Here is a 26,161-nt window from a genome sequence, read left to right on the forward strand (position 1 = left end):
CCAGTGTCCTTGTGAGCGGGGGGAGACGGCGTTCAGCCCTTGACGGCGCCCTCGCCGACCCCGCGGAAGAAGTACCGCTGGAGGCAGGCGAAGAGGGCGATGAGCGGTGCCACGGCGATGACGGTCCCTGCGGCCACGAGCCGTTCGTCGTTGGCGAAGGTGCCGTGCAGGTAGTTGAGTCCGATGGTGAGGGTGAACTTCGACGGGTCGCTGAGCACGATGAGCGGCCACAGGAAGTCGTCCCAGGCGCCCATGAAGGCGAAGATCGCGACGACGGCCACGGTGCCCTTCACCGAGGGCAGCGCGATCCGCAGGAACCGCTGCCACACGTCGGCCCCGTCGACGTAGGCCGCCTCCTCGATCTCGTAGGGCAGGTTGAGGAAGGCGTTGCGCATCAGCAGGACGTTCATGGCGGCGATGCTGCCCGGCAGGACCACTCCTATGAGGGTGTTGTTGAGGCCGAGCTCCCGCATGGTCGTGAACTGGGCGATGATGATGCCCTCGACCGGCACGAGCATCGCCAGGATGAAGACGAGCGTGGCGGCCCGGCGGCCCCGGTAGCGCAGCCGGGCGAGCGCGTAGCCGGCCAGGGCCGAACCGGCGCAGTTGGTCACGACGTTGGCGGTGGCCACCTTCAGCGAGTTGAGGGCGTAGTCCCACACCGGGATGGTGTCGGCGACCCGCCGGTAGTTGTGCAGCGTGGGGTCGCCCGGCAGGAAGCTCGGCGGGGAACTGTAGATGTCCTCCGTCGGACCCTTGAGCGAGGTGGACAGCTGCCACAGGAACGGGCCGACGGTCAGGGCGAGGACGGCGAGCAACAGTACGTACCGCAGGGCGAGTTCGCCGACCCGGATGCGGCGGCCGTGCTCGTCGGCGATCCGGGGCGCACGGGCGGCGACCGGCCGCCGCTCGGGCCGCGTCTTCTCCAGGACGCTCATGTCCGCACCTCCTTGCGGTCGGCGCGCAGTACGAGCAGCATCAGCACGACGGTCACGGCGAAGACGACGACCGAGAGGGCGGAGGCGTAGCCGACGCGGCCGGTGAGGCCGGTGCCGGTGCGCTGGACGAGCATCACGAGCGTGGTGTCCTCGCCTGCCGGGCCGCCGCTGGGCCCCGCCATCAGGTACACCTCGGAGAACACCTTGAACGCGGCGACCGAGGACAGCGCCGCGACCAGGACCATGGTGGAGCGGACGGCGGGCACGGTGACGGTCAGGAAGCGGCGTACCGCGCCCGCACCGTCCACCGCCGCGGCCTCGTGCAGTTCGCGCGGCACGCCGGCGAGCGCCGCCAGGTAGATGATCATGTAGTAGCCGAGGCCCTTCCACACCGTGACCGCCATGGCGCTCAGCAGCAGCAGCCACTGGTCGCTGAGGAAGCCGACGCGGCCGGCACCGACCGTCTCGAGCAGCGAGTTGACCAGACCGCGTTCGTCGAGCAGCCACACCCAGATCAGTCCGACCACGACGATCGAGGCGACGACCGGCGTGTAGAACGCGGCCCTGAAGAAGGTGATGCCGGGGATGTTCTTCCGCACGAGCAGCGCGAGCAGCAGCGGCAGCACCACGAGGGCGGGGACGACTCCGAGGACGTACAGGGTGCTGTTGCGCAGACCGATCCAGAACATGTCGTCGTGGAGCATCTCGCGGAAGTTGGCGAGACCGACGAACTCGCCCGGGATCAGCGTGCGGCGGTCGGTGAAGGAGTTCGTCAGGGTGGAGAAGAACGGGTAGAGCACGAACACGCCGGCGATCAGCAGTCCTGGGGCGGCGAACAGCCAAGGGCTGGAGGGCAGTTGGCGGCGCACGCGCGAGACGGTGGCCATCGTTCAGCCCTGCTGCTTCAGCAGCGTGTCGCACTCCTTGACAGCGTTGTCGAGAGCTTCCTTCGGGCTCTCCTTGCCCTGGAGCGCCTTGGCGACCTCGTTGCGCAGCGCGGTCTTCATCTGCTCGCTGAACAGCACCGGCGTGTAGTTGACGGCGTTCCGCAGGGACTTGGCGGCGGCGATCCGCACCCGCGTCTCGTCGGTGCCGTCCTCCTCGGTGAAGTACGGGTCGTCCAGCGAACCGGCGGTGCTGGGGAAGATGGCGACCTGCTTCGCGAACGACATCTGGTGCTCGGCGTCGGTGACGTAGTGGGCGAAGGCGACCGCGGCGGGCTTCTTCTTGCTCCGGGCGTTCACCATCAGGCCCATCACGTACATGTTGACGTGGCCGGTGCTGGTGATCTGGTCGGTGATGCCGATGTTCTTGTAGAGGTTCGGCGCCTGCTTCTTGAAGTTGCCGAGGTCCAGGGCGCTGCCGGGGTTCATGGCGACGGCCCCGGTGAGGAACTTCTTGCCGGAGGACTCGGGGGTGGCGGTCAGCGCCTGCGGGTCGAGGGCCTTGGCGTCGTACAACTCCTTGTACTTGGTGAGGAGTCCGACGCCCTTCGGGTCGTTGAAGCTGAATCCGGTGCCCGCCTCGTTCATGAGGGGGACGCCGTAGCGGCCGAAGTCCTCGATGGTGGGCACGTTGGCGAGGGTGGCCACCTTCCCGTCACTCTTCTGCGCCAGCTCCAGTGCGTCGGCGAAGAGTTCGTCGTACGTCTTCGGCGGCTGCTCGGGGTCGAGTCCCGCCTCCTCGAAGAGGGACTTGTTGTAGAAGAGCGGGCCGGTGTTGAGGTACCAGGGGAAGGCGTACGTGCCCGTCGTGCCGGGGACCTGCTGGCTCGCCCAGGCCCCTTGCAGGTACTCCTTCTCGTACTTCCCGGCGGCCTTGTCCAGGTCGAGGGCGAGGCCGGCCTTGGCGAGGGGGGCGACCAGGTCGGGCGAGACGTTGACCACGTCGGGCAGGGTGCCGCCGGCCGCGTCCGCGCTGATCTTGTCGGCGTAGCCCTCGGCCGGCTGGTCGATCCACTTCACGTCGGTGCCGGGGTACTCCTTCTCGAAGTCGGCGATCAGGCCCTCGAAGTAGGACTTGAAGTTGGCGCGCAGGTTCCAGGTCTGGAAGGTGATGTCGCCCTCGATCCTGCCCGAGGCGTCGGCCGAGCCTCCGTCGTCGCCGCCGGAGCCGCATGCGCTCAGCGGCAGGAGGACACAGACGGCGGCGGCGGCGAGGACTCTGCGGGAAATACGCACGGTGAAACGGCCTCCCTTGCGGTGGAGTTGACCGACGACGCAGACCCTGCACGGCCGTTGACCGGCCCGTCAATGGCGCATGCGGAGCTAATTTCATTAGTTGCTTATGCGCATTAGGCCTGTTGAGCTGAAGCGCATTAGTGCATACTGGCCGGGAATTTCGGCGGGAATGGGGAAACGCCTTGTCGGGTAAGCGGTCACCGGCGCGCCGGCCCACCATGCAGGACATCGCGCAGCGCGCCGGTGTCTCACAGAGCGCCGTCTCGTTCGCCCTGAACGGGCGTCCTGGGGTCTCGGAGGTCACCCGGGAGCGGGTGCGCCGGGTCGCGGAGGAGCTGGGCTGGCGGCCCAGCACGGCGGCCCGGGCGCTGTCCGGGGAGGGCGCGGCCACGGTCGGCCTGGTGCTGGCCCGTCCTGCGCACACGCTCGGCGTGGACTCGTTCTTCCTCCAGCTCGTCTCCGGGATCCAGGAGGTGCTGGCGGAGCGTCACCTCGGTCTGCTGTTCCAGATCGGGCGGGACGTGGGCGACGAGTGCGCGGTGTACCGGCGCTGGTGGGCCGAGCACCGAGTGGACGGCGTACTCGTCGTCGACCCGTGCACCGACGACCCGCGGCCCGCTCTCCTCGACGAACTCGGCCTGCCCGCAGTGGTGATCGGCGGGGCGCCCGACGAGCGCCATCCGGGGCTGTCGTCGGTGTGGGCCGACGACGCGGGGGCCATGGCGTCGGTGGTGGACGAGCTGTACGCGCTCGGCCACCGCCGGATCGTGCACATCGCGGGCCTGCCGGACCTCGCCCACACCCAGCGCCGGATCCGCACCCTGCGCGCGGAGGCGGAGCGGCGGGGGCTGACGGAGGTGCGGTCGGTGCCGACGGACTACTCGGACGCGGCGGGCGCGGCGGTCACCCGCGCGGTTCTGAACGGCCCGGCTCCCCCGACCGCGCTCATCTACGACAACGACGTGATGGCCGTGGCCGGCGTCGCGACCGCGGCCGAACTGGGCTTCGCCGTACCGGCGGACGTGTCGGTGGTGTCCTGGGAGGACTCGGCGCTGTGCCGCATGGTCAAGCCCTGGCTGTCCGCGCTGTCCCGGGACAGTGTGGAGTTCGGGCGGACCGCGGCGCGGGAGCTGGTCGCCCTGCTCGACGGCGGGCCCGCGGGGACGGTGCGGGTGCCGGTGCCGGGGCTGATCGTGCGGGGCAGCACCGGGGCGATGCGGGAGGCGGCGAGGACACCGGAGTAGCCGGGTTCGTCGCCGGGCTCCCGCACAGCTCGTCGGGTCAGGCCTCCGCCGGAGGCAGCGTCGACCGGAAGGTCCAGTGCCCCGAACCGACCGCGTACACCGTCTCGATGGCCGTGGACCGGATCGGGCGCGCCCCCTCCGGCGCCGTCGCGCGGCCGTCCGCGGCCGGGACATGGATCTCCGCCCGGCTGCCCGCGGGCACGTCGACCGTGAGCCGGAACCGGTCGGCCGTGCGCGCCCAGTCGGTGCGGGCGAGGCCGTAGGGGGTGCGGTACGAGCCCGATGCCGAGGTCAGGTCGCCCTCGACGGCCGGATCTACGAGGAGTTCGGCGTAGCCCACGGAGTCGGGGGTCTGGGCGAGGCCGGCGACGCGGCCGGTGAACCAGGAGTCGATGGCGCCGAGCATGAAGTGGTTCTGCGACTGCCCGGGGCCGCCGTCCCAGGACTCGCCGAGCGTGGTGTTGCCGGCGAGGACCTGGTAGCCGTAGCCGGGGCTGGTCGTCCGGGTGGCGATGCGGTACACGATGTCGTCACGGCCTGCCGCGGACAGGACGCGGAACGCGGCGGGGAGGGAGATCTCGCCGAGCAGCAGATGGTCTCCGGCCGCCTCGACCGCGCCGGTGAAGTGGGCCAGCAGGCGGTCCTTCTCCCCCGCCGGGTAGGCGCCCATGTCGAGGGCGAGGGCCTCCGCCCCTTGGCCGCCGCCCCCGAAGGTGCCGGTCACCGGGTCGTAGTACTTCGCGGCCAGGGCGCGGGCCGCGGTGTCCGCCTCGGCCCGGTAGTCCGCGGCCGCGGTGGCGTCACCGAGGACGTCGGCGATCCGGGCGAGGGCGTCGACGACCCGCCGGTAGCCGTAGGTGCCGGCCACCGCGCGCGGGAAGGTGCGGTCCGGGGTGAACCAGTCGCCCAGGCCGTAGTCGAGGATGCCGTCCGCGACCTGGGTCCGCAGGAAGGCCGCGTACCGCCGCATGCGCGGGTAGTAGGTGCGCAGCGTGTCCAGGTCGCCGTAGGTGGTGTAGAGCTGCCAGGGCACCAGGACGAAGGCGCCGCCCCAGTTGGCGTCGTTGCGGTAGGCGCCGGGGAGGTTCGTGTACTCGGGCACGGTGCTCGGGACGAGCCCTTCGGCGGTCTGCGCGTCGGCCATGTCCCGGACGATCTTGCGCAGCTGGGCCTGCATGTCGAAGTTGGCCGCGAGGGCGGGGAAGACCAACTGGTCCTGTTCGAGCCAGCCCAGTTTCTCCCGGCTCGGGCAGTCGGTGAGGACGCTCATCATGTTGCCCTCGATCGCCCGCCGGATCAGCCCGTGGATGCCGTTGATCAGCGGGTCGGAGCTGGTGAAGTCGCCGGCCGAGGCGTTGTCGGTGCGCAGGACCCGGCCCCGCACGGAGACTTCGGCGCCCTCGGGCACGCCCTTCAACTCCAGGTAGCGGAAGCCGTGGTAGCTGAATCTCGGGTGCCAGGTGGCCGTGCGGGCGTCGCGGGTGGTGTAGCTGTCCCACAGGGGTGCGCCGACGTTGCTGATGGACTGGAAGGCGTGGCCGTCCTTGAGGCTCTCCGCCGGGAAGACGCGGATCTCCGTCCCGGCGGGTGCCCGTACGGTGAGCTCCGGCCAGCCCGCGATGTTGCGGCCGAGGTCGAAGACGCGGCTGCCGTCGGCCCCGTCGACCTCCTGGCCGGTGAGGGTCTCCACGACCCGGATCGGTTCGGTCTCACGGGCGCTGAGCGCGGCGGGCGCGGCGGCGGTGCCGGGGGCCGCGACGGTGACCGCGCGGTCCCAGGAGCGGCGGTCGCCGCGGGGCTCGTCCCAGTGCGGGATCTCGCGGCGGGCGTCGTAGTCCTCGCCGCCGTACCAGTTGCTGGAGGTGGTGGGGCCGAGTGTGGTGCGCCAGTCCCGGCCGCTGCCGACGACGCGGACGCTGCCGTCGGCGAGAGTGACCTCGAGCTGGGCGATGAGCTTGGGATCGCTGATGTCGCCGTACAGCTTTCGGTAGCGGTCGGCGGTGCTGACGACGTTGGACATGCCGTTGCCCAGGGCCACGCCGAGGGTGTTGGCGCCGGCTCGCAGGCGGTCGGTGACGTCGTACGTGGCGTACTGGACGCGTTCGCGGTAGTCGGTGTTGGCGGGTTCCAGCACGGCGTCGCCGACGGGCTCGCCGTTGAGGGTGGCCTCGTAGACGCCGAGTCCGGCGATGTGGAGGCGGGCGCTGCGGATGCCGCGCGGGAGCGTGAAGTCGTCGGCGAGCAGGGGCAGTCCGGCGGGGAGGTAGGGCTTCGGCGGGCGTTGGCCGGTGACCTGGGCGAGTGGGGTGTACGGGCCGGTCGGGGTGTCGGCCGCGGACAGGGCGTAGTCGACGGGGAAGTCGGGGACCCGGCCGTCCTCGGTGAGGACGTCGGCGCGCGGGTAGAGGGCGACCTGGTCGAAGGTCCTCGCCGCCTTGAGGTCCAGGGTGAGCGTGACCGGGGCGGCCGAGGTGTCGGCCGAGGTGTGCGGTGCGCTGGAGTAGCCGGCGGCGGTCTGCAGGGCGCTGTTGGGCAGGCCGTCCACGGCGAGGGCGGGTTCGTAGGTCTTGCGGACGGTGGTGGTCTCGGAGGCGGTGACCGCGGCGCCCCTGGCCAGTCCGGCGGCCGACGTCACGGAGTCACGCAGGTCGATCTCGCCGAGTTGTACGCGCCAGGTGCGGGTGTCGACGTTCTCCTTGAGCGGCAGACCGAGGCGGGTGACGTCGAGCCGCACGTAACGGGCGTTCGTACGCGGCAGGTCGACGACGACCGGCTCCAACTCGCGTTCGCTCAGTCGCCAGTCGGGATGGGTGATCCACTGGGCGCTCCAGTCGGCGGCCCTGGTCAGGCCCGTCTCGAAGACCGCCGGATCGCTCCAGCCGGAGTCCCGGTGGGCCCCGGACCAGAGCCGGACGCGCCAGTACACGCGGGTGCGGGAGCCGAGCTCCCGGCCCGCGTACGTCGTCTCCGGCACGGCGGAGGCGACCTTCCCGGAGTCCCAGAGGTCGGGCCGGCCCGAACGCAGGCGCTCGGGTGAGGTGGCCGCCTGGACGCGGTAGGCGCTCTGCAGGGCGTCGCGGGTGCGGGCGGTGGTCTGCCAGCCGAGCTCGGGGGTGGTGTCGTCGATGCCGAGCGCCTCGTCGAGGTGCTGGGTGCGCAGATGGACGGGGAGCAGGCCGCCGCCGGTCAGCGGGGCGGCCTGGACGGTGCCGGACACCGCGGTGAGGAACGCGGTCACCGCGGCGGGCAGGAGGAGGGAGAGGCGGGATCCGAATCCGGACATCCTGGTCCTTCGTGAACGGGGTGATCGGCTCGTCAGACGCGGTCCAGTACGGCGGTGACGCGGCGCTGGAAGCGCAGGGTGACCGGGCCGAGCAGGCCGGAGGGAAGCGGCTTGTTGCGTTCGTTGGAGAGGGTGTTGGAGACGCGCACGGCCAGCTCGTTGCGGCCGGGGACGAGGAGTCCGGTGACGTCGGTGACGAACGGCGCCCACAGCAGCGGGCCGAGTTCCTCGCCGTTGACGGTCACCCCGGCCACGTCCCGGACGTCCCCGAGGTCGAGCAGGACCCGCCGGCCGTCGAGCAGAGCGGGGGCCACGTCGAGCCGGGTCGTGAAGGTGCCGGTGCCGGAGAAGAGCGGGGCGTGCGCGGTCCAGCTGCCGAGCGGGCCGGTGACCGGGGTGTCCCCGTCGCGGTCCAGGGAAAGCGTCCAGTCGCCGGTGACGGGAAATGGGGTGAGCGGGTCGTCGACGCGGACCGTGCCCCGGTAGGTCCGGCCGCCGTCCGTACCGGTGAGCCGGTGGGTCCCCGGGGTGTCCGCCAGGGCCGTGGCGCGCAGAACGGCACCACGGCGTTCGACGGAGAGCACGTCGAGCGTGGCGTCCGTCAGGTGCGGCCGGGGGTCGGCGGCCCGGCGGACGACCACGATCCGGGTCTCGTAGGGCGCGAACGCGAGCGGCACCCGCAGGCCCCGTCTGTCGGCGCGGTACACGGGCGCCGGTGCCGTCTCGCCGGTCGCCGGGTCCCACAGCTCGGGGACGCCCTCGGCGGGCAGGACCGCCGTGGTCGACACCTCCGTGGCGCTCTCGTTGTTGAACAGGAAGGCGATGTCCTCGCCCCGGGTGACGCGCAGGGCGCGGACGGTCTCCCGGGCCGGCTCGAGGACGGCGGCCGCGACCCCGGCGTCGTGCGCGGCGGCGCCCAGGGCCGTGACGTCGGCGACCCGCACCGCCTGTCCCCGCCCGAGGGCCCGGCGGCCGGGGACGCCGTCGCCGAACACGTCGGTCAGGGCGCGGGCGAGGGAGCGGTCGTCGCCGTCGGCCTCGTCGGCGGGCGGCGCGCCCACCGCGACGACGGTCCCGCCGGCCCGTACGAAGGCGCCGAGGGCGCGGACAGCCGCCGCGGCCAGGGTCGGGGTGACCGGCAGCACGACCAGGTCGTAGGCCGCGGCGCCCACGACGAGCCGGCCGGACCGCACCCGGGCGTGGGCCAGCAGTTCGGGGTCGTTCGTCAGGGCTCCCTCGTGCAGCAGGTCGAAGTCGACCTGGGCGCGTTCCAGCGCGTAGGCGGCGTCGGCGAGCGCTCCGTCGACCTCGCCCTGCCGGTCGGTGGCGGTCCACTGCTCGGCGGCCCGCTGGGGCTGGAGGAGCGCCGTGCGGGCGGCGGACGTGCCGCGGCCGGCCTCCATGACCCGGCCGATCCACTCGGCGAGCGGGCGCATGGACCACCACCAGGGCGCGCGGGGGCCGAACGGCGGCGGGAAGTAGACGACGGCCTCGTCCGTCCACAGCGCGTGCAGGACGGTCAGGTTCACGCCGCGCGCGGCCTGCGCCCCGACGGTCGCGTGCACGAAGCCGGGCGTGACCTGCCAGCCCATGTTGCCGAACATCTCCAACAGGGCGCGTTCGCGGCCCATCTGATGGGCCGTGGAGACGGGGTTGCGGGGAATCGTGGTCGGTTGTCCGGGCACGTACTCGGCGGTGATGATGTCGCCGCCGGGCACCTGCGCCCACTGGTTGACCTTGTGCAGGTCGCCGGTGCTGGGGATCCGTTTGGCGGGCGCGGTCTCGTCGTAGAGCGGGTTGGTGATCAGCGCGACGCCCCGCTGTTCGCACCAGCGGGCCTGGGCCCGGATGTAGCGGGCGAACCGGTTGGACACGGCCTGCCAGTAGCGTCCGCGGGCGATACGGCCGCCGCGGCCGAGGTCGTCGAAGGCGGCGGCGTAGGCCGTTCCGGGCCCGGTGCCGACCGCGCGCAGCGCCTCCTCCAGCGTGGGCGACCAGGGCAGCCGCTTGAAGTGGGCGTCGGCGGAGGCGAAGAACGGCTCGTCGTCCCAGAAGCCGGGGACGACGGTGCCGAAGTAGCGCCGGAACCGTCGGTGGTACTCGCCGGGGACGATGTCGAGGAAGAGCCGTACGGGCTCGTCGTCGAGCAGGTCGATGTAACTGCGGCTGTAGCCCTGGGAGTCGTCGGCCAGTGGGACGCCACCGAACAGGTCGATCTGCCAGCGGCCCTGCGGTACCTGCCAGTTGCCGTCCGACGTGAGCCGTGCGGTCAGGTCGACGAGGTCCGAGGCGTCGGCGGAGCCGGCCGGGCGCGCCGCGGCGGCGACGGCCCGGACGCCGAGGGACGTCCGGTCGGGGAAGTCGCCCGCGGCGGCCGGGGCGTCGAACGTCGTCGTGTACAGGGTGGTGCCGTCCGCGGCGGTGACGGCGAGGCTGTCCCACAGGCCGCGTTCGTCGCCCACCGCACGCACTCCGACGCCCCCGGAGGGGTACCGGTCGTCGGCGACGGTTCCCTTGTCACGCCCGTCGAGGGTGACCGACAGGGTGGTGCCGCGGACGGTCACGGCGACGGTGTGGAACTTCGTCTTGTTGAAGCCGTCGGTGCGGCTGCTGCGCAGCAGGACGACGGGGTCGGCGTCGCGGGCCAGCCGCTGCACGGTGACCACGCCGGTCTGGTCGAAGGCGACGGCGTAGCCGTCCAGGGCATCCGCGGAGGCGCGGACCAGGAGCCCGGCGGCGGTGTGGTCGGCCTTGCCGCTCGCGGTGACGGTCAGGTCGCCCCACCCCTGTCCCCCTCGCAGCACGGTCGCGCCGCCGAGGACCGCGGCGTCGGCGACCAGATGTCCGCCCTCCACTCCGACGCCGGTGCTGTGGCGCAGGTCGACCCGTGCCGGGCCGTCCACCACGGTGGTGGAGCGCCACAGCGCCTTGAGGCGGTGCTCGGGACGGGGCGGGTAGGTGCGGGAGCCGACCGTGCCGCCCTTGACGATGTACTCGCCGGCGCGTCCGCTCGGGAAGTGGTCGTCGTTGAACAGCCAGACCCGCATGCCGGTGCGCTCCGCGGTGCTCAGCACATGCCCGACGATCTCGAACCATTCCTCGGAGAAGAAGACGGGCCGCATCGCGTCGTTGTCGAAGGAGAAGAGGATCACCTCGTACATGCCCTTGGCCCGCAGGTCGGCGAGCTGCCGGTCGACGAGTTCCGGGGTGACGGGGCCGTTCCAGTACCAGTAGACGGTGGGGCGGCTGTCCTTGGGCGGGTCGGTGAAGCGGTGTGCGGTGTAGGCGGCGGGGGCGGTGTCCCGGGGCGCGGCGGAGGCTGCGGGCAGGGCGAGGCCGAGGCCGGGCAGACCGGCGGCGACGGCCGATCCGGCGCTCGCCGCGGCGACGAATCCGCGTCTGGACAGCGGGCTCGGGGAGGCGGTGCCTGGAGTGCGTTCGGGCATGCGGGAGCTCCTGCGGAGTTCGAGGAGGGCGGGGGTCGGGGCCGGGTGCTCAGCCGGCTGCCAGGCGGGCCACTTCGGAGGCGGTCAGCGCCCGGTTGTGCACCCGGAGGTCGCGCAGCGCGCCGTGCAGGTACGGGTGGGTGCTGTTCTGGGAGCGTCCGAGGTAGGTGCGGGTGGTCGCGCCGAGCAGCAACGGGCCCGCCACCATGGCCGGGTTGCGGCCCGCCTCGGTGCCGTCGAGGTAGAGCACGCCCGTGCCGCCGCCCAGGGTGAGGGCCACATGAGTCCAACGGCCCACGGGCAGCGGCCCGCCGGCGTCGAGGAAGTCCTCCCGTTCCATACCGGCGATCTTCAGCGCGGCCCGGGCACGTCCGGCGCCGGTGGTCGCGGCGAGGAAGAGGTAGGTGTCCTTGTGGTAGCCGAAGTCGAAGACGCGGGCCGAGGAGATGAGGGTGTCGATCCGGACCCGGACGCTGACGGTCAGCTCGTCCAGCGCGCTCAACACCCCTGCGGGAAGGGCGACATGGCCGCCACGGCCGTCCAGCGACACGGCCGGTCCCGTGCCGTCGTCCGCCCAGGCGGCGCCCGCGGCCAGCGTCGCGGGCGCGAAGTTCCCGGTACGGTCGGCGGCGAGGGAGCCGGCCGCCTCGTCCAACGGATAGCGGGCGACGTCCCGTTCACGGGAGCGGCGCGGGGTCACCGCCCAGTAGACGTTGTAGCGCTGGTGGTGCACCTCGTGGAACGGCCGCAGTTCGACGCTGCGGCCGTCCGCGAGCGCGGTGAACCGCGTGGGCGTGCCGGGGACGCGGCGCAGCGACTGCGGGCGGATCGTCGGCGGTACGGCGAGCGCCGTGTCGCCGTACTGTCCGGCCAGCACCAGAGGACCGTACGACAGCGTTGTCATGCAGGGGTTGTCCGGCGCCGGGGTCCACACGGGCCGGCGCGGCAGGACCAGTTCGACCGTGTCGCCGGTGCGCCAGGTCCGCTCCAGCGTGGCGTACGTGCCCGGGCGCGGAGTTGCGTTCACGGGGCGGCCGTTGACCTTCAGGGAGGCGGGTCGTCCGGCGCCGTCCGCCCAGGCGGGGATCCGGATGCGCAGCGTGAAACGTCCCCGGCCGCGGGTGACGGTGAGCCGGGTACCGCCCTCGGCCGGATAGCCGGTCTCCTGACGGATCGTCACTCCCGCGTGCCTCCAGCGCACTTCGGAGGGAATGAACAGGTTCACCCAGAGGGCGGGCGGGTCGGTGTCGCGGGTGCGGAAGTACACCGTGTCGGCGAACTTGGTGTGGGTCTCGAGGCCGGTGCCGTGGTCGCAGGAGAAGTTGTCGTAGTCGCCGCTGTAACTGCCGGGCGCGGAGCCCAGACCGCCCTTGGGTTCCCGGCGCGAGCCCGCCCACAGGCCGGTGTAGTAGGTGACGAACCCGTGGGCGGAGTCGGGGTCCTGCTCGCCCAGCATCTGGTTGTAGAGCGTCCACTCGTAGTGGTCCATGCAGTCGGTGCGGCCGGGCCGGTGCAGGAACAGGTGACGCCCCAGCTTCAGCATGTTGTAGCTGTTGCAGTTCTCGCAGGTGACCTCGGAGAGTCTGCTGACGATCTCCCCGGGCGGTCCGAAGAGTTCGGCGTTGGAGTTGCCGCCGATGGCGTACGAGTGGTGGCGTACGACGGTGGTCCAGAAGGTGTCGGCGATGTCGAGGTAGCGCGCGTCCCCCGTGGCCTCGAAGGACGGCACGGCCCCGACGACCTTGGCGATCTCGGTGTTGGCGTGCCGCCCGGCGAGTTCGTCGCGGCCCGCGGCGAGCGGGGCGTACAGGTCTTCGTGGTCGAAGCGGAGGGCGGTGCGCAGATGCGCAGGGTCGCCGGTCTCCTGGTACAGCCGGGTCAGTACGTCGTTCATGCCGCCGAACTCCACCTTGAGCACATCCTGCATGCGCTCGTGGGACAGCGGCGCGGTGCGGGCGTCGGCCCACGCGGCCATCTCCCGCAGGACGTCCAGGGCTTCACGGTTCCCGCTCAGGCGGTACTGGTCCAGCAGACCGGCCATGATCTTGTGGAGGGTGTAGTAAGGCGCCCAGGGCCTGCCGCCCGCCTCCAGCTGGTCGAAGACGGACTCGGGGAAGGCGGAGAGGTAGCCGCGGGTGAAGCCGGCGGCCGGGGCGGCTCGTTGGCACTCGGCGAGCGCGGCGACCAGGGCGCGGCCCTTGTCGGCGTAGGCGGGGTCACCGGTGTTCGCGTGCGCCTGGGCCAGGGCGCTGAGCAGGTGGCCCGTGGTGTGACCGCGTAACTGCACGTCGGGCGCTTCCCAGCCGCCGCAGGGCTCCGCCGTGGACGGCAGGCCCATGGTCCGGCGGAAGGTGTGCAGCAGCCGGTCGGCGTCGACGTAGAGCAGATAGGCGCAGGTGCGCCGCATGTTGGCGAGGAAGGGGCTGTCGAGGAGACGGACCTCGGAGAGGTCGAAGGGCACGAGGGCGGGGCGGGCGGCGGGCGTGTCCGCGGCAGGCCGGGAGGCGGGGGCGGCGGGGGCGGCCACGGCCGGTACGACCGGGGTGACGGCTGCCGCCGCGGTGGCGGCCGTGGCGGTGAACAGGATCCGGCGGCGGGACGGGCCGACGGCTTCGCGGGGTGCGGGCAACGCGGGGGACTCCCTTCGGCGGGGCACGAGTACGGTACGCGGGATTGAATCGTTTTATCGCGCAGCCGCAGACGCTATGTTCGGCCCCGGCGTGCGTCAAGGCTCCTCACAGGGATTGCCCGACCCCACAGAAGACCGAGTCCGATTGAATCGTTCAATCGCCTGGAAGAGCCCCGGCTCGTTCGGACGCGGCCGGGATGGTCCCCGAGCCGCCCGTCGTGACCAGGGCCCGGACCCGGTCGAGATCCTCCACGACCGGCCGTTCCGGTCACAGCTGGACGGCCGCCGACCGGGCAGGCACGGCCGGTCCGCGCCGCCGCGCCGCGCGGGGAAAGACCGACCGCCGCGGCGGCCACCGTGCCGGGACTCCCGGCACGACGCCGGCAAGAGGCGCTCAGGTGCGGTCACATGAGCGGCCGGCCAGGTCCCAGCTGTCAGTCTCCGAAGTCGGCTGCGCAGATGACTGGAGTCGGGTGCACTGAGCACGGCCTCCACTCGCGGGCCGTCGGCCCCTGGCGGCTGCTCAGTCGGGTGGGACGGCTGGGTCGATAATCCGATACCCCACGCCGGGTGTGGTGGCGATGACCGGGGGGTCGCCGAGTTTGCGGCGCAGGCGGCTGATGGTCACCGTGACGGTGTTGGTGAACGGGTCGGCGTGTTCGTCCCAGACCTGTTCGAGGAGGTCCTCCGTGCTGAGGAAGGCGGGGCTCGCGTTCAGGAGGGCTTCGAGTACCGCGAATTCCTTGACGGAGAGGTCGAGTTGGTGGCCGTCGCGGCTGGTGGTGCGACGCATCGGGTCGAGTTCGATGCCCGCCGTGCTCAGGGTGCGGGACCGGGCGGCGGGGCGGCGGCGGGCCAGGGCGCGGATGCGCAGGACGAGTTCGGGAAAGTGGAAGGGCTTGGCGAGGTAGTCGTCGGCACCCAGGGTCAGGCCGCTGACGCGGTCGCCGGGTGAGTCGGCGGCGGTCAGCATCAGGACCATCACGCGGCCCTCCCGCTCGGTGATCATCTGACAGAGGGTATCGCCGTGGATGCCTGGCAGGTCGCGGTCGAGCACGACGACGTCGTACGTGTTGACGTCCAGCTTGGCCGCGGCGTCGAGCCCGTCGTGGGCCACGTCCACGGCCATGCCCTGGTCGCGCAGCCCCTCGGCGATGACTTCGGCGAGGGGGCGGGCGTCCTCGACCACCAGAACTCTCAACGCGCCACGCCCGTCTCTGTGCCGGGGGCTTCCGCCGTCGCCCTGCCGTCCGTACGGGGGAGGGTGATGGTGACGCGCAGGCCACCGTCGGGGCGGGCCCGCAGGTCCAGGGTGCCGTGGTGGGCCTGGGTGATGGCCGCGACGATGGAGAGGCCGAGGCCGCTGCCCTGGCCGGTGCCGGTCCGGTCGGCGCCAAGGCGGCGGAAGGGCTGCGCGAGGTCCGCCACCCGCCGCTGGTCGAGGACCGGTCCGCTGGACTCGACAACGAGGGACACTGCGCCTCCGTCGTCTCCTTCAGCCCGTACCGCGACAGTGATCCAGCCCCCGGGGTCGTTGTGCGTGATCGCGTTGTCGACCACGTTGTCGGCCACGCGGCGCAGCAGCGTCTGGCTGCCCCACAGCCACGCGGAGTCGTCGATCCGGTTTTCGCGCACGGTCAGGCCCTTGGCCGCGATGTCCTTTGCCCGTCCGGTCAGGGCGGTCAGCGCGAGTTGGCCGAGGGCGAGGCGCGCCCGGTCGGTGAACTCACCGTGGTGGGTGCGAGCCAGGACGAGGAAGCTCTCCAGCAGCCGGTCCACCTGGTCGAGTTCGGCGCGCATCCGGGCGGCCAGCGTGGCCGTGGTCTCGGGTACCGGGCCCGGTTTGGCGAGGGCCACGTCCAGGGAGGCCCGCATCGTGGTGAGTGGGGTGCGCAGCTCGTGGGAGGCATTGGCGACGAAGAGGCGCTGGGCGTCGAAGGAGTCCTCCAGGCGGCCGAGGAGGTCGTCGATGGTGTCGGCGAGGTCCTTCATCTCGTCGCCGGGGCCGCCGATGGCCAGGCGTTCGTGCAGGCTGTCGGCGGTGATCCGGCGGGTGGCCGCTGTCATCACGCGCAGCGGGCGCAGCACCCGGCCGGCGACGAACCAGCCGAGGCCGACCGAGATCACCGCCATGACTCCGAGGGCGATGGCGGAGCCGATCAGGATCTGCTGGGACTGGGTGGTGTGCGCCTGGGCCAGCTGCTGCTCCAGCTCGTCGATGCGGCCCTGGGCCAGTGCCGCCGTGGCGGGCTGACCGGTGCCGCCATCGGGGGCGGTCTGGCTGTCCCTCGATCCTCCGGATGCCACCACGGCCGCGATGGCGAGCAGCGCCGTTCCCGACAGCAGGAACAGAGTCACGTACAAGGCGGTGAAGCGGGTGCGGGCAGTGCCACGGCGCAGGCTGAGCCGGGTAGTCAGGCCCGCGAGCCGTCCGGGCGGACCCCATTCCATCCGCATGCTCCCCTCTCGCCATCGCACCAGGACACGTACCAGGACAGGCTAAGCCGAGGCGCCTAACAGCGAGATGACAGCGGCCGTTCGGCCCCTGTAACCCGCTCCGTCACAGGGTGGGGCCATGAACAATGAGAGTGCGAAGGCGACGATCGCGGTCATCGGTCTGCGTAAACGCTTCGGGCCACAGCTGGCTCTGGACGGGATGACGTTCACCGTGCGGCCCGGACGGGTGACCGGCTTCGTCGGCCCGAACGGCGCGGGCAAGTCCACCACCATGCGCGTGATCCTGGGCCTTGACGCGGCTGAGGAGGGAAAGGCCCTGGTCGACGGGGTGCCGTACCGCACCCTGCGTCGCCCGCTTCGGCATCTGGGGGCACTGCTCGACGCCTCCGCGCTGCAGCCGAGCCGGACCGCCCGTAACCACCTGCTGTGGCTGGCCCACTCACAGGGCGTGCCGGCCCGGCGGGTGGACGAGGTCATCGAACAGGTCGGCCTGGGCACGGCGGCCCGGCGCAAGGCCGGCGGTTTCTCGCTGGGCATGCGCCAGCGCCTGGGGATCGCGGCGGCGCTGCTCGGTGACCCGCCGGTGGTCATGCTGGACGAGCCGTTCAACGGCCTCGACCCCGACGGCATCGTGTGGATGCGCGGCTTCCTGGCGGAGCTGGCCCGGCAGGACCGCGCTGTCCTGGTCTCCAGTCACCTGATGAGTGAACTCGAAGACACCGCGGACCATCTCGTGGTGATCGGTCGCGGCCGGGTCGTCGCGGACACCAGCGTGTCCGAGCTGCTCGCCGAGGCGTCCGGCGGCCGGGTCACCCTGCGTACCTCCGCGCCTGCGCGGGCCGCCCAGGTCCTGCACGGCGCGGGCGCCACCGTTCTCGCCACCGGCTCCGACACCCTCGGCGTCACGGGCCTGCCCGACGAGGAGATCGTGGCCCTGCTCGCCCGCAACGGGGTGCCGTTCTCCCAGGTGTCCGCGCACCGGGCGACGCTCGAAGAGGCGTACATGGAGCTCACCCGGGACGCGGTGGAGTACCGGGGCATCCCCGCCGGGGAGGCCACGCGATGACCGCCACCCTCACCCCTCGCCCCCCGGCCACGAGGCGCGCTGAGCGGGGCGGGTTCCTCAGGACGCTGCACGCCGAGTGGACGAAGTTCCGTACGGTACGCGGCTGGGTCCTCGCCATGGCGGGGGCGCTCCTGGTGACGATCGTGGTCGGCCTGCTCGGCACGGCCGCCCCCGCCCCCGGCGGTCGCGGCGCCGACTCCGCCTCGTACCCGAAGGGCCCCGGCGGCGAGGCCGTCAACGACAGCTTCTACTTCGTCCACAAGACGCTCACCGGCGACGGCACCCTCACCGTTCCCCTGCGGTCGCTGACCGGTGTGGCCGACACCGGGACCGGCAAAACGGCCCAGAGCACCCAGCCCTGGGCGAAAGCCGGGATCATCGTGAAGGAAAGCCTCACCCAGGGATCCCCGTACGCGGCGGTCATGGCCACCGGCGGCCACGGCGTGCGCATGCAGTACGACTACACGCACGACACGGCGGGCCCTTCCGGCAATGTCTCCCAGGAGTCCCCGCGCTGGCTGCGCCTGGTCCGTTCCGGTGACAGTCTCACCGGGTTCAACTCCACCGACGGCTCCCACTGGACCAAGGTCGGCCATGCGAAGCTGCCTGGGCTTGCGCGCACCGTGCAGGCCGGGCTCTTCGCGACGTCACCGGAGGCGAAGCAGGACACCGCGGCGGGCACGGGCTTCAGCCCCGCCGTGGCCACCGGCACCTTCGGCCGCCCCGCCCTCACCGGCGACTGGTCCCAGAGCGCGTGGCGCGGCACACAGGTGGGCGGCGACGCGGGCACCTCCGGCAGTTACACGAACACCACCAAGGGCGGTTTCACCCAGACCGACGGCGGCGGGTTCACCGTGACCGGGGCCGGTGACATCGCACCGGTCGTCGGCGGGCCCGTCATGGGCGTCGGCTTCTCCATCGAGAACTTCCTCGTCGGCACCTTCGCCGGGCTGATCGTGGTGATCGCCGTGGGCACGGTGTTCATCACCGGCGAGTACCGGCGCGGTCTGCTGCGTACGACCATGGCGGCAACTCCCCTGCGGGGCCGGGTGCTTGGTGCCAAGGCTCTGGTGGTCGGGGGCATCGCGTTCGCCGTCGGCCTGGTGGCCGCCGCGATCACCGTTCCCATCGGGGAACGCAGCGCGCGCGGCAGGGGCTTCCATGTCTTCCCCATCACGTCGGCGACCGAAGTGCGCGTCATGGTCGGCACCGGCCTGCTCTGCGCGGCCGCCGCCGTGCTCGCTCTCGGCGTCGGTGCCCTGCTACGGCGCAGCGGCACGGCGGTCGCCCTGGTCATCGCGTCGATCGTGCTGCCCTTCCTGCTTGCCACCTCCGGTGTACTGCCTCCGGGCGTCTCGGAGTGGCTGCTGCGGGTGACCCCGGCTGCGGGCTTCGCCATCCAGCAGACCCTGCCGCAGTACGCGCAGGTGCTCAGCGTGTACGAGCCGGCCACCGGCTACTACCCGCTGGCGCCATGGGCCGGCCTCGCCGTGCTGTGCGGATACGCCGCGCTCGCCTTCGGTCTGGCTGTGGTGCGCCTGCGCGGGAGGGACGTATGAGTGTCCTGAGCGGTGCACGACTCACGAGCACGGCGGACGGCGCGTGGCGAGGGGACTTCGGCCGCGCCCTGCGCGCGGAGTGGACGAAGCTGCGCACCGCAGGGGAAATGGGCAGGTTGCTCCTGCTCGCCATCGCGCTGACCGTGGCCGTCGGCTGCGGCACCGCCAAGGCCGTGAAATGCCCGGACGCGGGGTGCGGCCAGGACGCCGTCAAGCTCGCCCTGACCGGCGTCACCGTCGGGCAGGCGGTCATCGCCGTCCTCGCGGTGCTGGCCGTCAGCGGCGAGTACGGCACCGGGATGATCCGCACCACGCTCACGGCGGTGCCAAACCGGCTCACCGTCCTCACCGCCAAGGCGACGGTCCTCACCACGGTCGTCCTGGCCTCCGGGACGGCCGCCGTCCTGGCCTCCCTCCTTGCCTGCCGCTACATCCTGCCCGGCAACGGATTCACCGAGGCCCACGGCTACGCCCCGCTGTCCCTGGCCGACGGCCCGACCCTGCGCGCGGCCGTGGGCTCGGTCCTCTACCTCGCCCTGATCGCCCTGCTCGGCCTCGGCGTGGCGACGGCGGTCCGGGAGGCGGCGACCGCCATCGGGATCGTGCTCGGGCTGCTCTACCTCTTCCCGGTCGTCACCCAGGTGGTCAACGACCCGGAGTGGCAGCGCCACCTCCAGCAGATGTCGCCCATGACCGCCGGACTCGCGGTCCAAGCCACCGTCCATCTGCACGAGCTGCCCATCGGCCCATGGGCCGGCCTGGGCGTGCTCGCGGCGTGGGCCGCGGCCGCGATGCTGGCCGGCAGCCTGCTGCTGCACAGGCGCGACGCGTAGCCGAATCGAGCCGACCGCGAGCGCGGTGGCTTCGGGCCTGACGACTCTGGGAACGGACCGATAACAGCTATGCGACGGCCACCCCGGCTCCCTGCACCGCTACCCCTTCAGGTAGCGGTGCAGGGAGGTCTTGGGGATGCCGGTCTTGACGCTGATCTCCCCATAGCTGGCGCCTTGGCCTTGGAGCAGACGCGCGTACTCGATCTTGTCGGCTGGGTGGGCCACGGGCCGGCCGATGCGGCGGCCTGCCGCTTCGGCCACGGCGCGGGCGTGGGCGGCCCGCTCCGCGGTGAAGGTCCGCTCCATCTCGGCGAACAGGGCCAGTAGCAGGAAGGCGATGCGGCCCATGCCCTCGTTGGCGGTGTTGATCGGCAGCGGGTCGGCCAGTGAACGCACCCCGATCTGCTTCTCGTTCAGATCGTGGACGAGGTTGAGGACTTCGCGCAGGTTGCGGCCGAGCCGGTCCAGGGTGTGCACCACGACGGTGTCCCCGGGGCGGGCGTAGGCGAGCAGGTCGGCCAGGCCGGGGCGCTCGACGGTGGCACCGCTCCTCTTGTCCACGTAGGAAACGCTTCTTGTGGAACGACTTACGGAACGACTGCCGGGGTGATCTGCCCAGGACGCGTCTCTTCTGACGGAGCATCGGGAGTCCTGTTCCACTTCCAAGGATGTGGAACACGGTCAGATGAGGTCGTGGCGGCCCAGTTCACGGGCGCTGGGCAGGAAGCCGGCCGGGATGCCTTCCCCACAAAGGGATGAGCGTTCCTGCTCGAAGGCGGCAAGGGTGCGGCATCCGCCGGTGAGCATGCCCAGGAGCTGCCGGGCGCTGACCGGATCGCTGCGGGCCTGGGTGAGTGCCTCCTCCCATGCGGCCATGGCGTCCTGCCATGCGTTGCGGAACGGAGAGGGCTCGTCGCCGTCGTACACGTAGTCGTGGAGTGGGGCCTGGAGTGCGGAGGCGAGACGCCCGCGGGCGGTGATCAAGCCGTCGGCGGCAAGCTGGAGCGCGGTGGCGGCGGCGTCCAGCATCGCCTCCCGAACCTCGTCTCCCATGTGTTCGTAGGGGCGCCAGACGTTCAGGCCCGCGCGGTCCGCGTGCCCGCTTTCCTGCCAGACCTGGTGCAACACGTCTTTGCCGTGAGCGTTTTGCGTGCTCGCGGCGAGGCTGACCTCGTCGAGGAGAGCGCGCAGCAGGCGGAACGGGGTCCCTCCAGGGGCTCGGGGCGGATGTCCCTGCCCAGGACCACCGTGGCCCTCACCTCGGAGGCGTCCCGGAGACGGCAGCGGTGCTCGGCACAGCTGGACACGAGAGCCAGGCGCCACAACAGGTCTGTGCCTCGCTCCGGATCGGCGGCGCACAGTGGGCAGGCCCGCCAAGCGGCGGGGTAGCCCAGCAGCCACGGCCCCGCCCATCCCTGCTTGTAGCGCAGGACGTGGTGGGTGCCGACGCCGCGCGCGAACAGAACGGAGTTGTCCCGTACGTACGTGTCGAAGACCGTCTGCGTGTCCTGGAGGGGCACGGGAAGCATGTCGAAGAGCCAGGGCACCCAGCCGCCCAGCGTCATCGAACGAAGCTGGACAAGGGGCACGCCGGTCCGCTCGGCCAGTGCGGTGAGCATCTCCGTCAGCGGGTCGACGTCGAGGTCGGCCGGGACCGCCAGGTCGACGAGGCCGAGGTTGTGCTTGAGCAGGTCGGTCACCGGCATCTCGTACAGCTGGGCCAGTCTGTTCAGCCACGACGAGAGGGCTTCCAGCGGGGCGGGCTGGGGGTGCAGCGGCCAGCGCCGGGCGGCGCTCACGTCAGCTCGCGCTCGAACAGCCGGCGCCGTTCACTGGGCCCGGCATAGGGCGCGAGCAGCAGGGTCTGCTGGTTGATGGCTTCCTCACCGGACTCGATCGCCGCCACCGCAGCGTCGGTGAGGAGGAGTGCCAGCTCGCCGATAGTGCCTTCGCTGCGGGTGAGCAGGTAGCCGGTCATCTCTATGGTCTCGATCGGCGAGGGCCTGCGCAGCGGGAACGAGGCGGCGAAACCGGCCAGCAGCGAGCGGGCGTCCTCGTCCGCCTCCCAGCGCGGCAGGGTGAGCGGAGCGAACCGGTTCTCCAGCTGGTCGTCGGCGCGGATGGCGAGGTAGGCGTCCTGGATGCCGACGCCGACCAGCGGGATACGCAGCTCGTTGCCCAGGTAGCGCAGCAGGTTCAAGAACTCGCGGCGGCTGTCGCCGCGCCCGCCGAGCACGTTGTGCAGTTCGTCGACCACCAGCATGCGCACCCCTGCCGCCCGCAGCAGCCGCAGCGTCAACTGCTCCAGGTCGGCGAGCCGGTAGCGGGCACGCAGCGGGGAGCCGAGGGCGGCCAGCAGCGCCGTGTAGAAGCGGACCACCGTGGGCTCGGACGGCATCTGCACCACCAGAACCGGGGTCTCCTCGTGGTCGGGGTGTGTCACGGCAGGGTGGGAGCGGCGGAACTTCTCCACGATCATCGATTTGCCGTTGTTGGTCGGTCCGATCAGCAGCAGATTCGGCATCCGCAGCCGTGAGGGCCAGGACAACAGCGTCTCCAAGCGCTCCAGGGCCGCGCTTGCGCGCGGGTAGCCGATCCACCGGTCGGATCGCACGTACCGAAGCCGCTCCTCGTTGGGCAGCCGTGCGATCTGCTGCGCGGCCCAGTGCAGGTGCGACAGGTCGAGCCGCCCATTCTCGCTCACCACTGCTCGATCACCTCGAACGGCTGGGCCATGCTTTCCTCGGCCGACCCGGTCTGCCCAGCGGGCGGCTTGGGCGGCGCGGCCGCACGCCGGGCCCGGGGCGGTGCCTGTGCGCGGCGCTGGCGGTCGCGGCGGGCCTTGCGGGTGTCGGCCGCCGCGGCATCGGTGATCTCGCGCATCTGCGCCACCATGGCGAACAGCGCGTTCTCGTCGATCTCGGCGCGGCCCAGCTCGCGCAACCGAGCGACGGCGGCCTTCTGCTCCCACGCGCTGATCGGCGGCCGGGACAGCGTCCGGTAGCCGACTTCCACGTAGGCATCCCCGTCCGGGTCCAGAACCCAGATACGACTGATGTCGCGCGGATCACGTCGCAGAACGAACCGGTCCAGGCGTTCGCGGCGAGCGATCCACGGCTTGAGTGCGTCGCTGTAGTACTGCACGCGGTCGATCACGAACCCCGACCGTGACAAGGCCCGGCGCACCACAGGCAGGAAGTCCACCAGGAACGCGGTCTCGTTGGTCACGGTCACCGGCGGAGCCGTGGCGGCCATCTCTGCCCAGATGCCGGCCGGGGTACGGCCGAGCGTCTCGTGGACCTGACCGTGGTAGCAGCACGCCGCCAGAGTCAGTGCCTGTTTCTGAACCCCCGGACTCGGGCGCTCGGTAATCTGGAAGCAGGCGGATCCTGGGCCAAGTTCACCGCGGTGAACTTGAGAACGATCAAGCCATGGGGCTCCTCGGTGAGCTCCGGGTAGCACTGCCGATGAGCACCGCCACGGCGTTCGCCGCTTCTTGCGCTCGCATCCCTCGCTACCTCAAAGTAATAGCTTGATTACGATGCGTTATGAGAGGATTCGCGCGCGTCGGCAGCGAGCCGGCCAGTGAGGAGACGCCATGTCCGAGACCACGCCCAACTCAAAGGGCCCTGTCCAGCGTCAGATGACACCGGAGATGGCCGCAAGTCTCGGCCTAACGCCTACACCCTCAGACACAGCGCCCTCGGAACCCGCGCTCATCCCGGCATCCGAGGTCAAGCCTGAAGAAATCGGCACGTTGGCGCTTGAGTACCGGGACGGTCGGCCCGTGATCGTCGTTAGCCGCGGGAAGTACATGCCGGCGGCCATCAAGGTCGTCGACACCTCCGAAAATACTGTCGCGTCGTACAGCGCACGGCGGAGCCTCTACTCGGCCCACCCCATGGTCGAAGGCTACGACCTCGTTAACGTGTACAACAGGCTCAACCCGGACAACAAGATCTGAGAACCCGCACCGGGGGTCGCCTTCCTAAGTGCCTCTTTCTGAACCGGGCGCTCGGTAATCTGGAAGCAGGCGGATCCTGGGCCAAGTTCACCGCGGTGAACTTGAGAACGATCAAGCCGTGGGGCTCCTCGGTGAGCTCCGGGTAGCACTGCTGATGAGCACCGCCACGGCGTTCGCCGCTTCTTGCGCTCGCGTCACGCCAGCACCAGCAGTTTCCGTTCGGGGAACGGTCACTGTGACCGTTCCCCGAACGCTTTCCCAAAGCTCTCATTTCAGACTGACGCCCCTTGACCTGCTGATAAAGGGTTCAGAAACAGGCACTTACACCCCGACCAACAGCTCCTGGCTCAACCGGATCGAGGCCCAGTTCACCGCCCTGCGCTATTTCGCCCTCGACGGCACCGACCATCCCAGCCACACGGCCCAGGGCAGCATGATCCGCCGCTACATCATCTGGCGGAACAAGAACGCCGCCGACAAGCGCCTCAAAGCCCTCGTGAGCAGAGCGAACGCCGCCTGACCCGCTACGGCAGACGGCATCACCACAGGTGCAGGAAGTCCCGCACGTCGTCATAGCCGTCGAGGGCGCGGTCGTCCACGTCCGTCGGCTCTACCTCAGCTCGCGCCGCCAGCGACTCCGCCAGGGCCAGGGCTCCATCGCTGAGACGGCCGAAGCGTCGAGCGGTGTGTCCCAGGCACAGGCCGGCCAGCCCCAGCAGCGGACTCCCCGGCACAGCCCGCGTCCCGACCTGCACGCACCAGAACTCGACGAAGTCCGCGTCGTCGTCGTTCAACGCGGTCCCGACCAGAACTCCCGCCGCCTCACCCTCTGCGGAGCGGTCACGAAGAGCCCGCTCCAACGTCTCAACCACCACCGCGTGAGGCAGCGCAGGAGGGTTCTCGAAGCTCAGATGGGAATGCACCCCGCGAGACTACGCGGCATGCATTCAAGAGGTGCCTGCCGCCGCCCCACCCCCGTCGCGACGCCCGGCACGCACTCTTGCGTCTCCGATCGCACAGCGTCTCGAACCAGCTCCGCAGGTCGTCCATCGTGGGGTCGCCGATCGACTTTTCGGGCTCCCGGGGGCACATCCGGGAGGCGACGACGGGCGCGGAACTCAGGCGTCGATGCGGCTGTCATCCTCCGAGCGAGGCGGCAGGCGATCGGCGGTGTGTTCAACCGCCTTGCCCTTGCGTCGGCGGCGAGCACGCCGGACGAGCCAACCTCCACCCGTCACGAGTCCCGTAGCGACGAGAGACCCAATCGTCTCGCTCAGCGCACCCTGGCCGATGACGCCCCAGGGAAGCGTGGACACCCACATGACTACCGTCCTTCTGATCGACAACGCGTACTGATTCAGGGTGCGTTGGTGTAGGGCGGCTCGGACGCGGGCGGACGATGAGCAGTATCGTCGGACAGTATCGGACGGAATCAGACAAGGATGGGCGGGAGAACAAGTCGTGCCGGCGCTGAAGCGACCAGAGCTGCCCGAGGGGCCGAAGAAGCAGCTGAACGCTGCACTTCACGACCTGCACTTTCGAGCGGGACTACCGTCAGTGCGAACTCTTGTCGACCGAATAGGCGGCGATGCCGTAGCAGGCAGGAGTCGCATCCACGACGCCTTCACTGGTCAGCGCGTGGCCGACTGGGGGCTCATCCAGGTCTTGGTAGAAGCCTTGGCACGGACAATCCCCGGGGCGGATTCGAATACCGAGGAGCGCCGCCTTCACAAGCTTTGGATGGCTGCGTCCGGGGAGGTCGACACAAACGGAAGCGGCCCGGTCACCTTGAAGGCATCGGCGCCTGCCGAAGGGAACCACGGACCGGGTCGCCCTCTCCTGGCCATGCGACTGGAGTGGGCGCATCCGGGCCTCATGGATCTGGGTACCCGCCGACGCATCCGAGGCATCCTGCGCACGGCACTGGACGATATCGGGCAACCTAACCAGGGGAGACATCGGGAAGATAGCAGCGCAGGCGCGATCATAACCCTGGAGTGTCGGCACGAGCGCCCCGGCTTGACAGTGGCCACGTTCTTGGCTGCGGTCGATGATGACGTGAGGCAACTCATCCCGCGGGATCCGTGGGCTGCCCCGGTCAGGCTGAGATTTTTGGCGCACTTCGATGCAGCTGTAACGGCTGCCCAGGTCATGGCTGACCTCAACGCCTACTGGGCGACACCCGAGTTGGATGAACACTGGCAGGAGACCAACGGACGTAAGACACGCTTCGGACCCCGCGTCGCAGCCATAGTCCACGGAATCGACCTCATGGCTAGCGAAGACTTTACTGGGAAGTGGCAGGAATTCTCGCTGGCCACGGAAGGCGGCCAGGGCTCAGGTGGGTTCTGGCTCCGCACGCAGCGCCCAGCGTCAAACGGCGACCCCTGGAGCACTCCCTCCGACGACTAGTACCGCATCAGGCACTGTTGTCGACAGGGCGAACGTTGCCTGATGCGGCACTAGTTGTTCTGTCCCGGGAGGTTGTGGACGGGTGAGGCAGATCTCGGCTGAGGGATCTTGAAATAGGTGAGGGCCTTCTGGCCTGGTGTGGATTGCGAC

19 protein-coding genes and 1 pseudogene are annotated in these 26,161 nt (G+C 70.9%); 6 read left to right on the forward strand and 14 right to left on the reverse strand.

Going from position 1 to position 26,161, the window contains the following annotated elements:
• Positions 1-32: 32 nt before the first annotated feature.
• Genes ABT057_RS34625 through ABT057_RS34635 form a run of 3 tightly spaced genes read right to left on the reverse strand, consistent with a single transcriptional unit; the run spans position 33 to position 3,118 of the window.
• Complete coding sequence (locus tag ABT057_RS34625; RefSeq protein ID WP_352347762.1) at positions 33-938, reverse strand: carbohydrate ABC transporter permease; 906 nt, start codon at positions 936-938, stop codon at positions 33-35.
• Positions 935-1,825 carry a carbohydrate ABC transporter permease gene (locus ABT057_RS34630; protein WP_352347764.1) on the reverse strand — a complete coding sequence of 297 codons (891 nt, stop codon included), beginning with the start codon at positions 1,823-1,825 and terminating at the stop codon, positions 935-937. The genes ABT057_RS34625 and ABT057_RS34630 overlap by 4 nt, the downstream gene beginning before the upstream one ends.
• A gap of 3 nt (positions 1,826-1,828) precedes the next feature.
• Complete coding sequence (locus ABT057_RS34635) at positions 1,829-3,118, reverse strand: ABC transporter substrate-binding protein (protein WP_352347766.1); 1,290 nt, start codon at positions 3,116-3,118, stop codon at positions 1,829-1,831.
• Positions 3,119-3,300: 182 nt separating this feature from the next.
• Here ABT057_RS34635 and ABT057_RS34640 point away from each other — a divergent pair, with 182 nt between their 5' ends.
• A complete protein-coding gene (locus ABT057_RS34640) occupies positions 3,301-4,362 on the forward strand; it encodes a LacI family DNA-binding transcriptional regulator (RefSeq protein ID WP_352347768.1) in 1,062 nt (353 codons plus the stop codon).
• Between the two features lie 37 nt (positions 4,363-4,399).
• Here ABT057_RS34640 and ABT057_RS34645 read toward each other — a convergent pair whose 3' ends face one another.
• The 5 genes from ABT057_RS34645 to ABT057_RS34665 all read right to left on the reverse strand — a co-directional run bounded on the left by ABT057_RS34645 (position 4,400) and on the right by ABT057_RS34665 (position 16,171).
• Positions 4,400-7,645: a family 78 glycoside hydrolase catalytic domain gene (locus ABT057_RS34645; RefSeq protein ID WP_352347770.1), complete on the reverse strand. Its 3,246-nt coding sequence runs from the start codon at positions 7,643-7,645 to the stop codon at positions 4,400-4,402.
• Between the two features lie 32 nt (positions 7,646-7,677).
• On the reverse strand, positions 7,678-11,091 hold the full coding sequence (locus ABT057_RS34650; protein WP_352347772.1) for a glycosyl hydrolase: 3,414 nt from the start codon (positions 11,089-11,091) through the stop codon (positions 7,678-7,680).
• A 49-nt stretch (positions 11,092-11,140) separates the two neighbouring features.
• Positions 11,141-13,720 (reverse strand): glycoside hydrolase family 127 protein, encoded by a 2,580-nt coding sequence (locus tag ABT057_RS34655; protein ID WP_352347774.1) that lies wholly within the window; start codon positions 13,718-13,720, stop codon positions 11,141-11,143.
• A gap of 523 nt (positions 13,721-14,243) precedes the next feature.
• Entirely contained in the window at positions 14,244-14,921 is a 678-nt protein-coding gene (locus tag ABT057_RS34660; RefSeq protein ID WP_352347776.1) for a response regulator transcription factor, read from the reverse strand.
• Positions 14,918-16,171, reverse strand: a complete 1,254-nt coding sequence (locus ABT057_RS34665) for a sensor histidine kinase (protein WP_352347778.1) — start codon at positions 16,169-16,171, stop codon at positions 14,918-14,920. The genes ABT057_RS34660 and ABT057_RS34665 overlap by 4 nt, the downstream gene beginning before the upstream one ends.
• Before the next feature lie 124 nt (positions 16,172-16,295).
• On the opposite strand from ABT057_RS34665, the gene ABT057_RS34670 reads away from it, so the two are divergent.
• Genes ABT057_RS34670 through ABT057_RS34680 form a run of 3 tightly spaced genes read left to right on the forward strand, consistent with a single transcriptional unit; the run spans position 16,296 to position 19,635 of the window.
• On the forward strand, positions 16,296-17,243 hold the full coding sequence (locus tag ABT057_RS34670; protein WP_352347780.1) for an ABC transporter ATP-binding protein: 948 nt from the start codon (positions 16,296-16,298) through the stop codon (positions 17,241-17,243).
• Positions 17,240-18,802: a DUF1349 domain-containing protein gene (locus ABT057_RS34675; RefSeq protein WP_352347782.1), complete on the forward strand. Its 1,563-nt coding sequence runs from the start codon at positions 17,240-17,242 to the stop codon at positions 18,800-18,802. Before ABT057_RS34670 ends, ABT057_RS34675 begins: the two co-directional genes overlap by 4 nt.
• Positions 18,799-19,635, forward strand: coding sequence for an ABC transporter permease subunit (locus ABT057_RS34680; RefSeq protein WP_352347784.1), 837 nt, complete (start codon positions 18,799-18,801; stop codon positions 19,633-19,635). The genes ABT057_RS34675 and ABT057_RS34680 overlap by 4 nt, the downstream gene beginning before the upstream one ends.
• A gap of 99 nt (positions 19,636-19,734) precedes the next feature.
• Here ABT057_RS34680 and ABT057_RS34685 read toward each other — a convergent pair whose 3' ends face one another.
• From ABT057_RS34685 to ABT057_RS34705, 5 genes are all read right to left on the reverse strand, one after another.
• Positions 19,735-20,196, reverse strand: a complete 462-nt coding sequence (locus ABT057_RS34685; RefSeq protein ID WP_352347786.1) for a recombinase family protein — start codon at positions 20,194-20,196, stop codon at positions 19,735-19,737.
• Between the two features lie 120 nt (positions 20,197-20,316).
• The gene (locus ABT057_RS34690) at positions 20,317-20,688 is read right to left on the reverse strand and encodes a hypothetical protein (RefSeq protein ID WP_352347788.1); all 372 of its coding nucleotides are present in this window, start codon (positions 20,686-20,688) and stop codon (positions 20,317-20,319) included.
• 23 nt (positions 20,689-20,711) lie between these two features.
• On the reverse strand, positions 20,712-21,434 hold the full coding sequence (locus ABT057_RS34695; protein ID WP_352347790.1) for a TniQ family protein: 723 nt from the start codon (positions 21,432-21,434) through the stop codon (positions 20,712-20,714).
• On the reverse strand, positions 21,431-22,339 hold the full coding sequence (locus tag ABT057_RS34700) for a TniB family NTP-binding protein (protein ID WP_352347792.1): 909 nt from the start codon (positions 22,337-22,339) through the stop codon (positions 21,431-21,433). The genes ABT057_RS34695 and ABT057_RS34700 overlap by 4 nt, the downstream gene beginning before the upstream one ends.
• A complete protein-coding gene (locus tag ABT057_RS34705; RefSeq protein WP_502974014.1) occupies positions 22,336-22,869 on the reverse strand; it encodes a Mu transposase C-terminal domain-containing protein in 534 nt (177 codons plus the stop codon). Before ABT057_RS34705 ends, ABT057_RS34700 begins: the two co-directional genes overlap by 4 nt.
• 364 nt (positions 22,870-23,233) lie before the next feature.
• Between ABT057_RS34705 and ABT057_RS34710 the strand changes: the two genes are divergently transcribed.
• Positions 23,234-23,599, forward strand: a complete 366-nt coding sequence (locus tag ABT057_RS34710; RefSeq protein WP_352347794.1) for a hypothetical protein — start codon at positions 23,234-23,236, stop codon at positions 23,597-23,599.
• 322 nt (positions 23,600-23,921) lie between these two features.
• Positions 23,922-24,119: pseudogene (locus ABT057_RS34715) on the forward strand (hypothetical protein); the annotation flags it as partial.
• A 19-nt stretch (positions 24,120-24,138) separates the two neighbouring features.
• Here the strand turns inward: ABT057_RS34715 and ABT057_RS34720 are convergent.
• Entirely contained in the window at positions 24,139-24,393 is a 255-nt protein-coding gene (locus ABT057_RS34720) for a hypothetical protein (protein ID WP_352347796.1), read from the reverse strand.
• Positions 24,394-26,161 lie beyond the last annotated feature (1,768 nt).

The organism is Streptomyces sp. NPDC002588, assembly GCF_040295925.1.
In the GTDB taxonomy this organism is placed as follows: Bacteria; Actinomycetota; Actinomycetes; order Streptomycetales; family Streptomycetaceae; genus Streptomyces.

Excerpts from the sequence above, each read along its gene's own strand:
- ABT057_RS34675 (WP_352347782.1), top strand. The coding sequence starts at position 17,240 with ATGACCGCCACCCTCACCCCTCGCCCCCCGGCCACGAGGCGCGCTGAG.
- ABT057_RS34645 (WP_352347770.1), bottom strand. The coding sequence starts at position 7,645 with ATGTCCGGATTCGGATCCCGCCTCTCCCTCCTCCTGCCCGCCGCGGTG.
- ABT057_RS34690 (WP_352347788.1), bottom strand. The coding sequence starts at position 20,688 with ATGGGAGACGAGGTTCGGGAGGCGATGCTGGACGCCGCCGCCACCGCG.
- ABT057_RS34665 (WP_352347778.1), bottom strand. The coding sequence starts at position 16,171 with ATGGAATGGGGTCCGCCCGGACGGCTCGCGGGCCTGACTACCCGGCTC.
- ABT057_RS34680 (WP_352347784.1), top strand. The coding sequence starts at position 18,799 with ATGAGTGTCCTGAGCGGTGCACGACTCACGAGCACGGCGGACGGCGCG.
- ABT057_RS34650 (WP_352347772.1), bottom strand. The coding sequence starts at position 11,091 with ATGCCCGAACGCACTCCAGGCACCGCCTCCCCGAGCCCGCTGTCCAGA.
- ABT057_RS34625 (WP_352347762.1), bottom strand. The coding sequence starts at position 938 with ATGAGCGTCCTGGAGAAGACGCGGCCCGAGCGGCGGCCGGTCGCCGCC.
- ABT057_RS34630 (WP_352347764.1), bottom strand. The coding sequence starts at position 1,825 with ATGGCCACCGTCTCGCGCGTGCGCCGCCAACTGCCCTCCAGCCCTTGG.
- ABT057_RS34710 (WP_352347794.1), top strand. The coding sequence starts at position 23,234 with ATGTCCGAGACCACGCCCAACTCAAAGGGCCCTGTCCAGCGTCAGATG.
- ABT057_RS34670 (WP_352347780.1), top strand. The coding sequence starts at position 16,296 with ATGAACAATGAGAGTGCGAAGGCGACGATCGCGGTCATCGGTCTGCGT.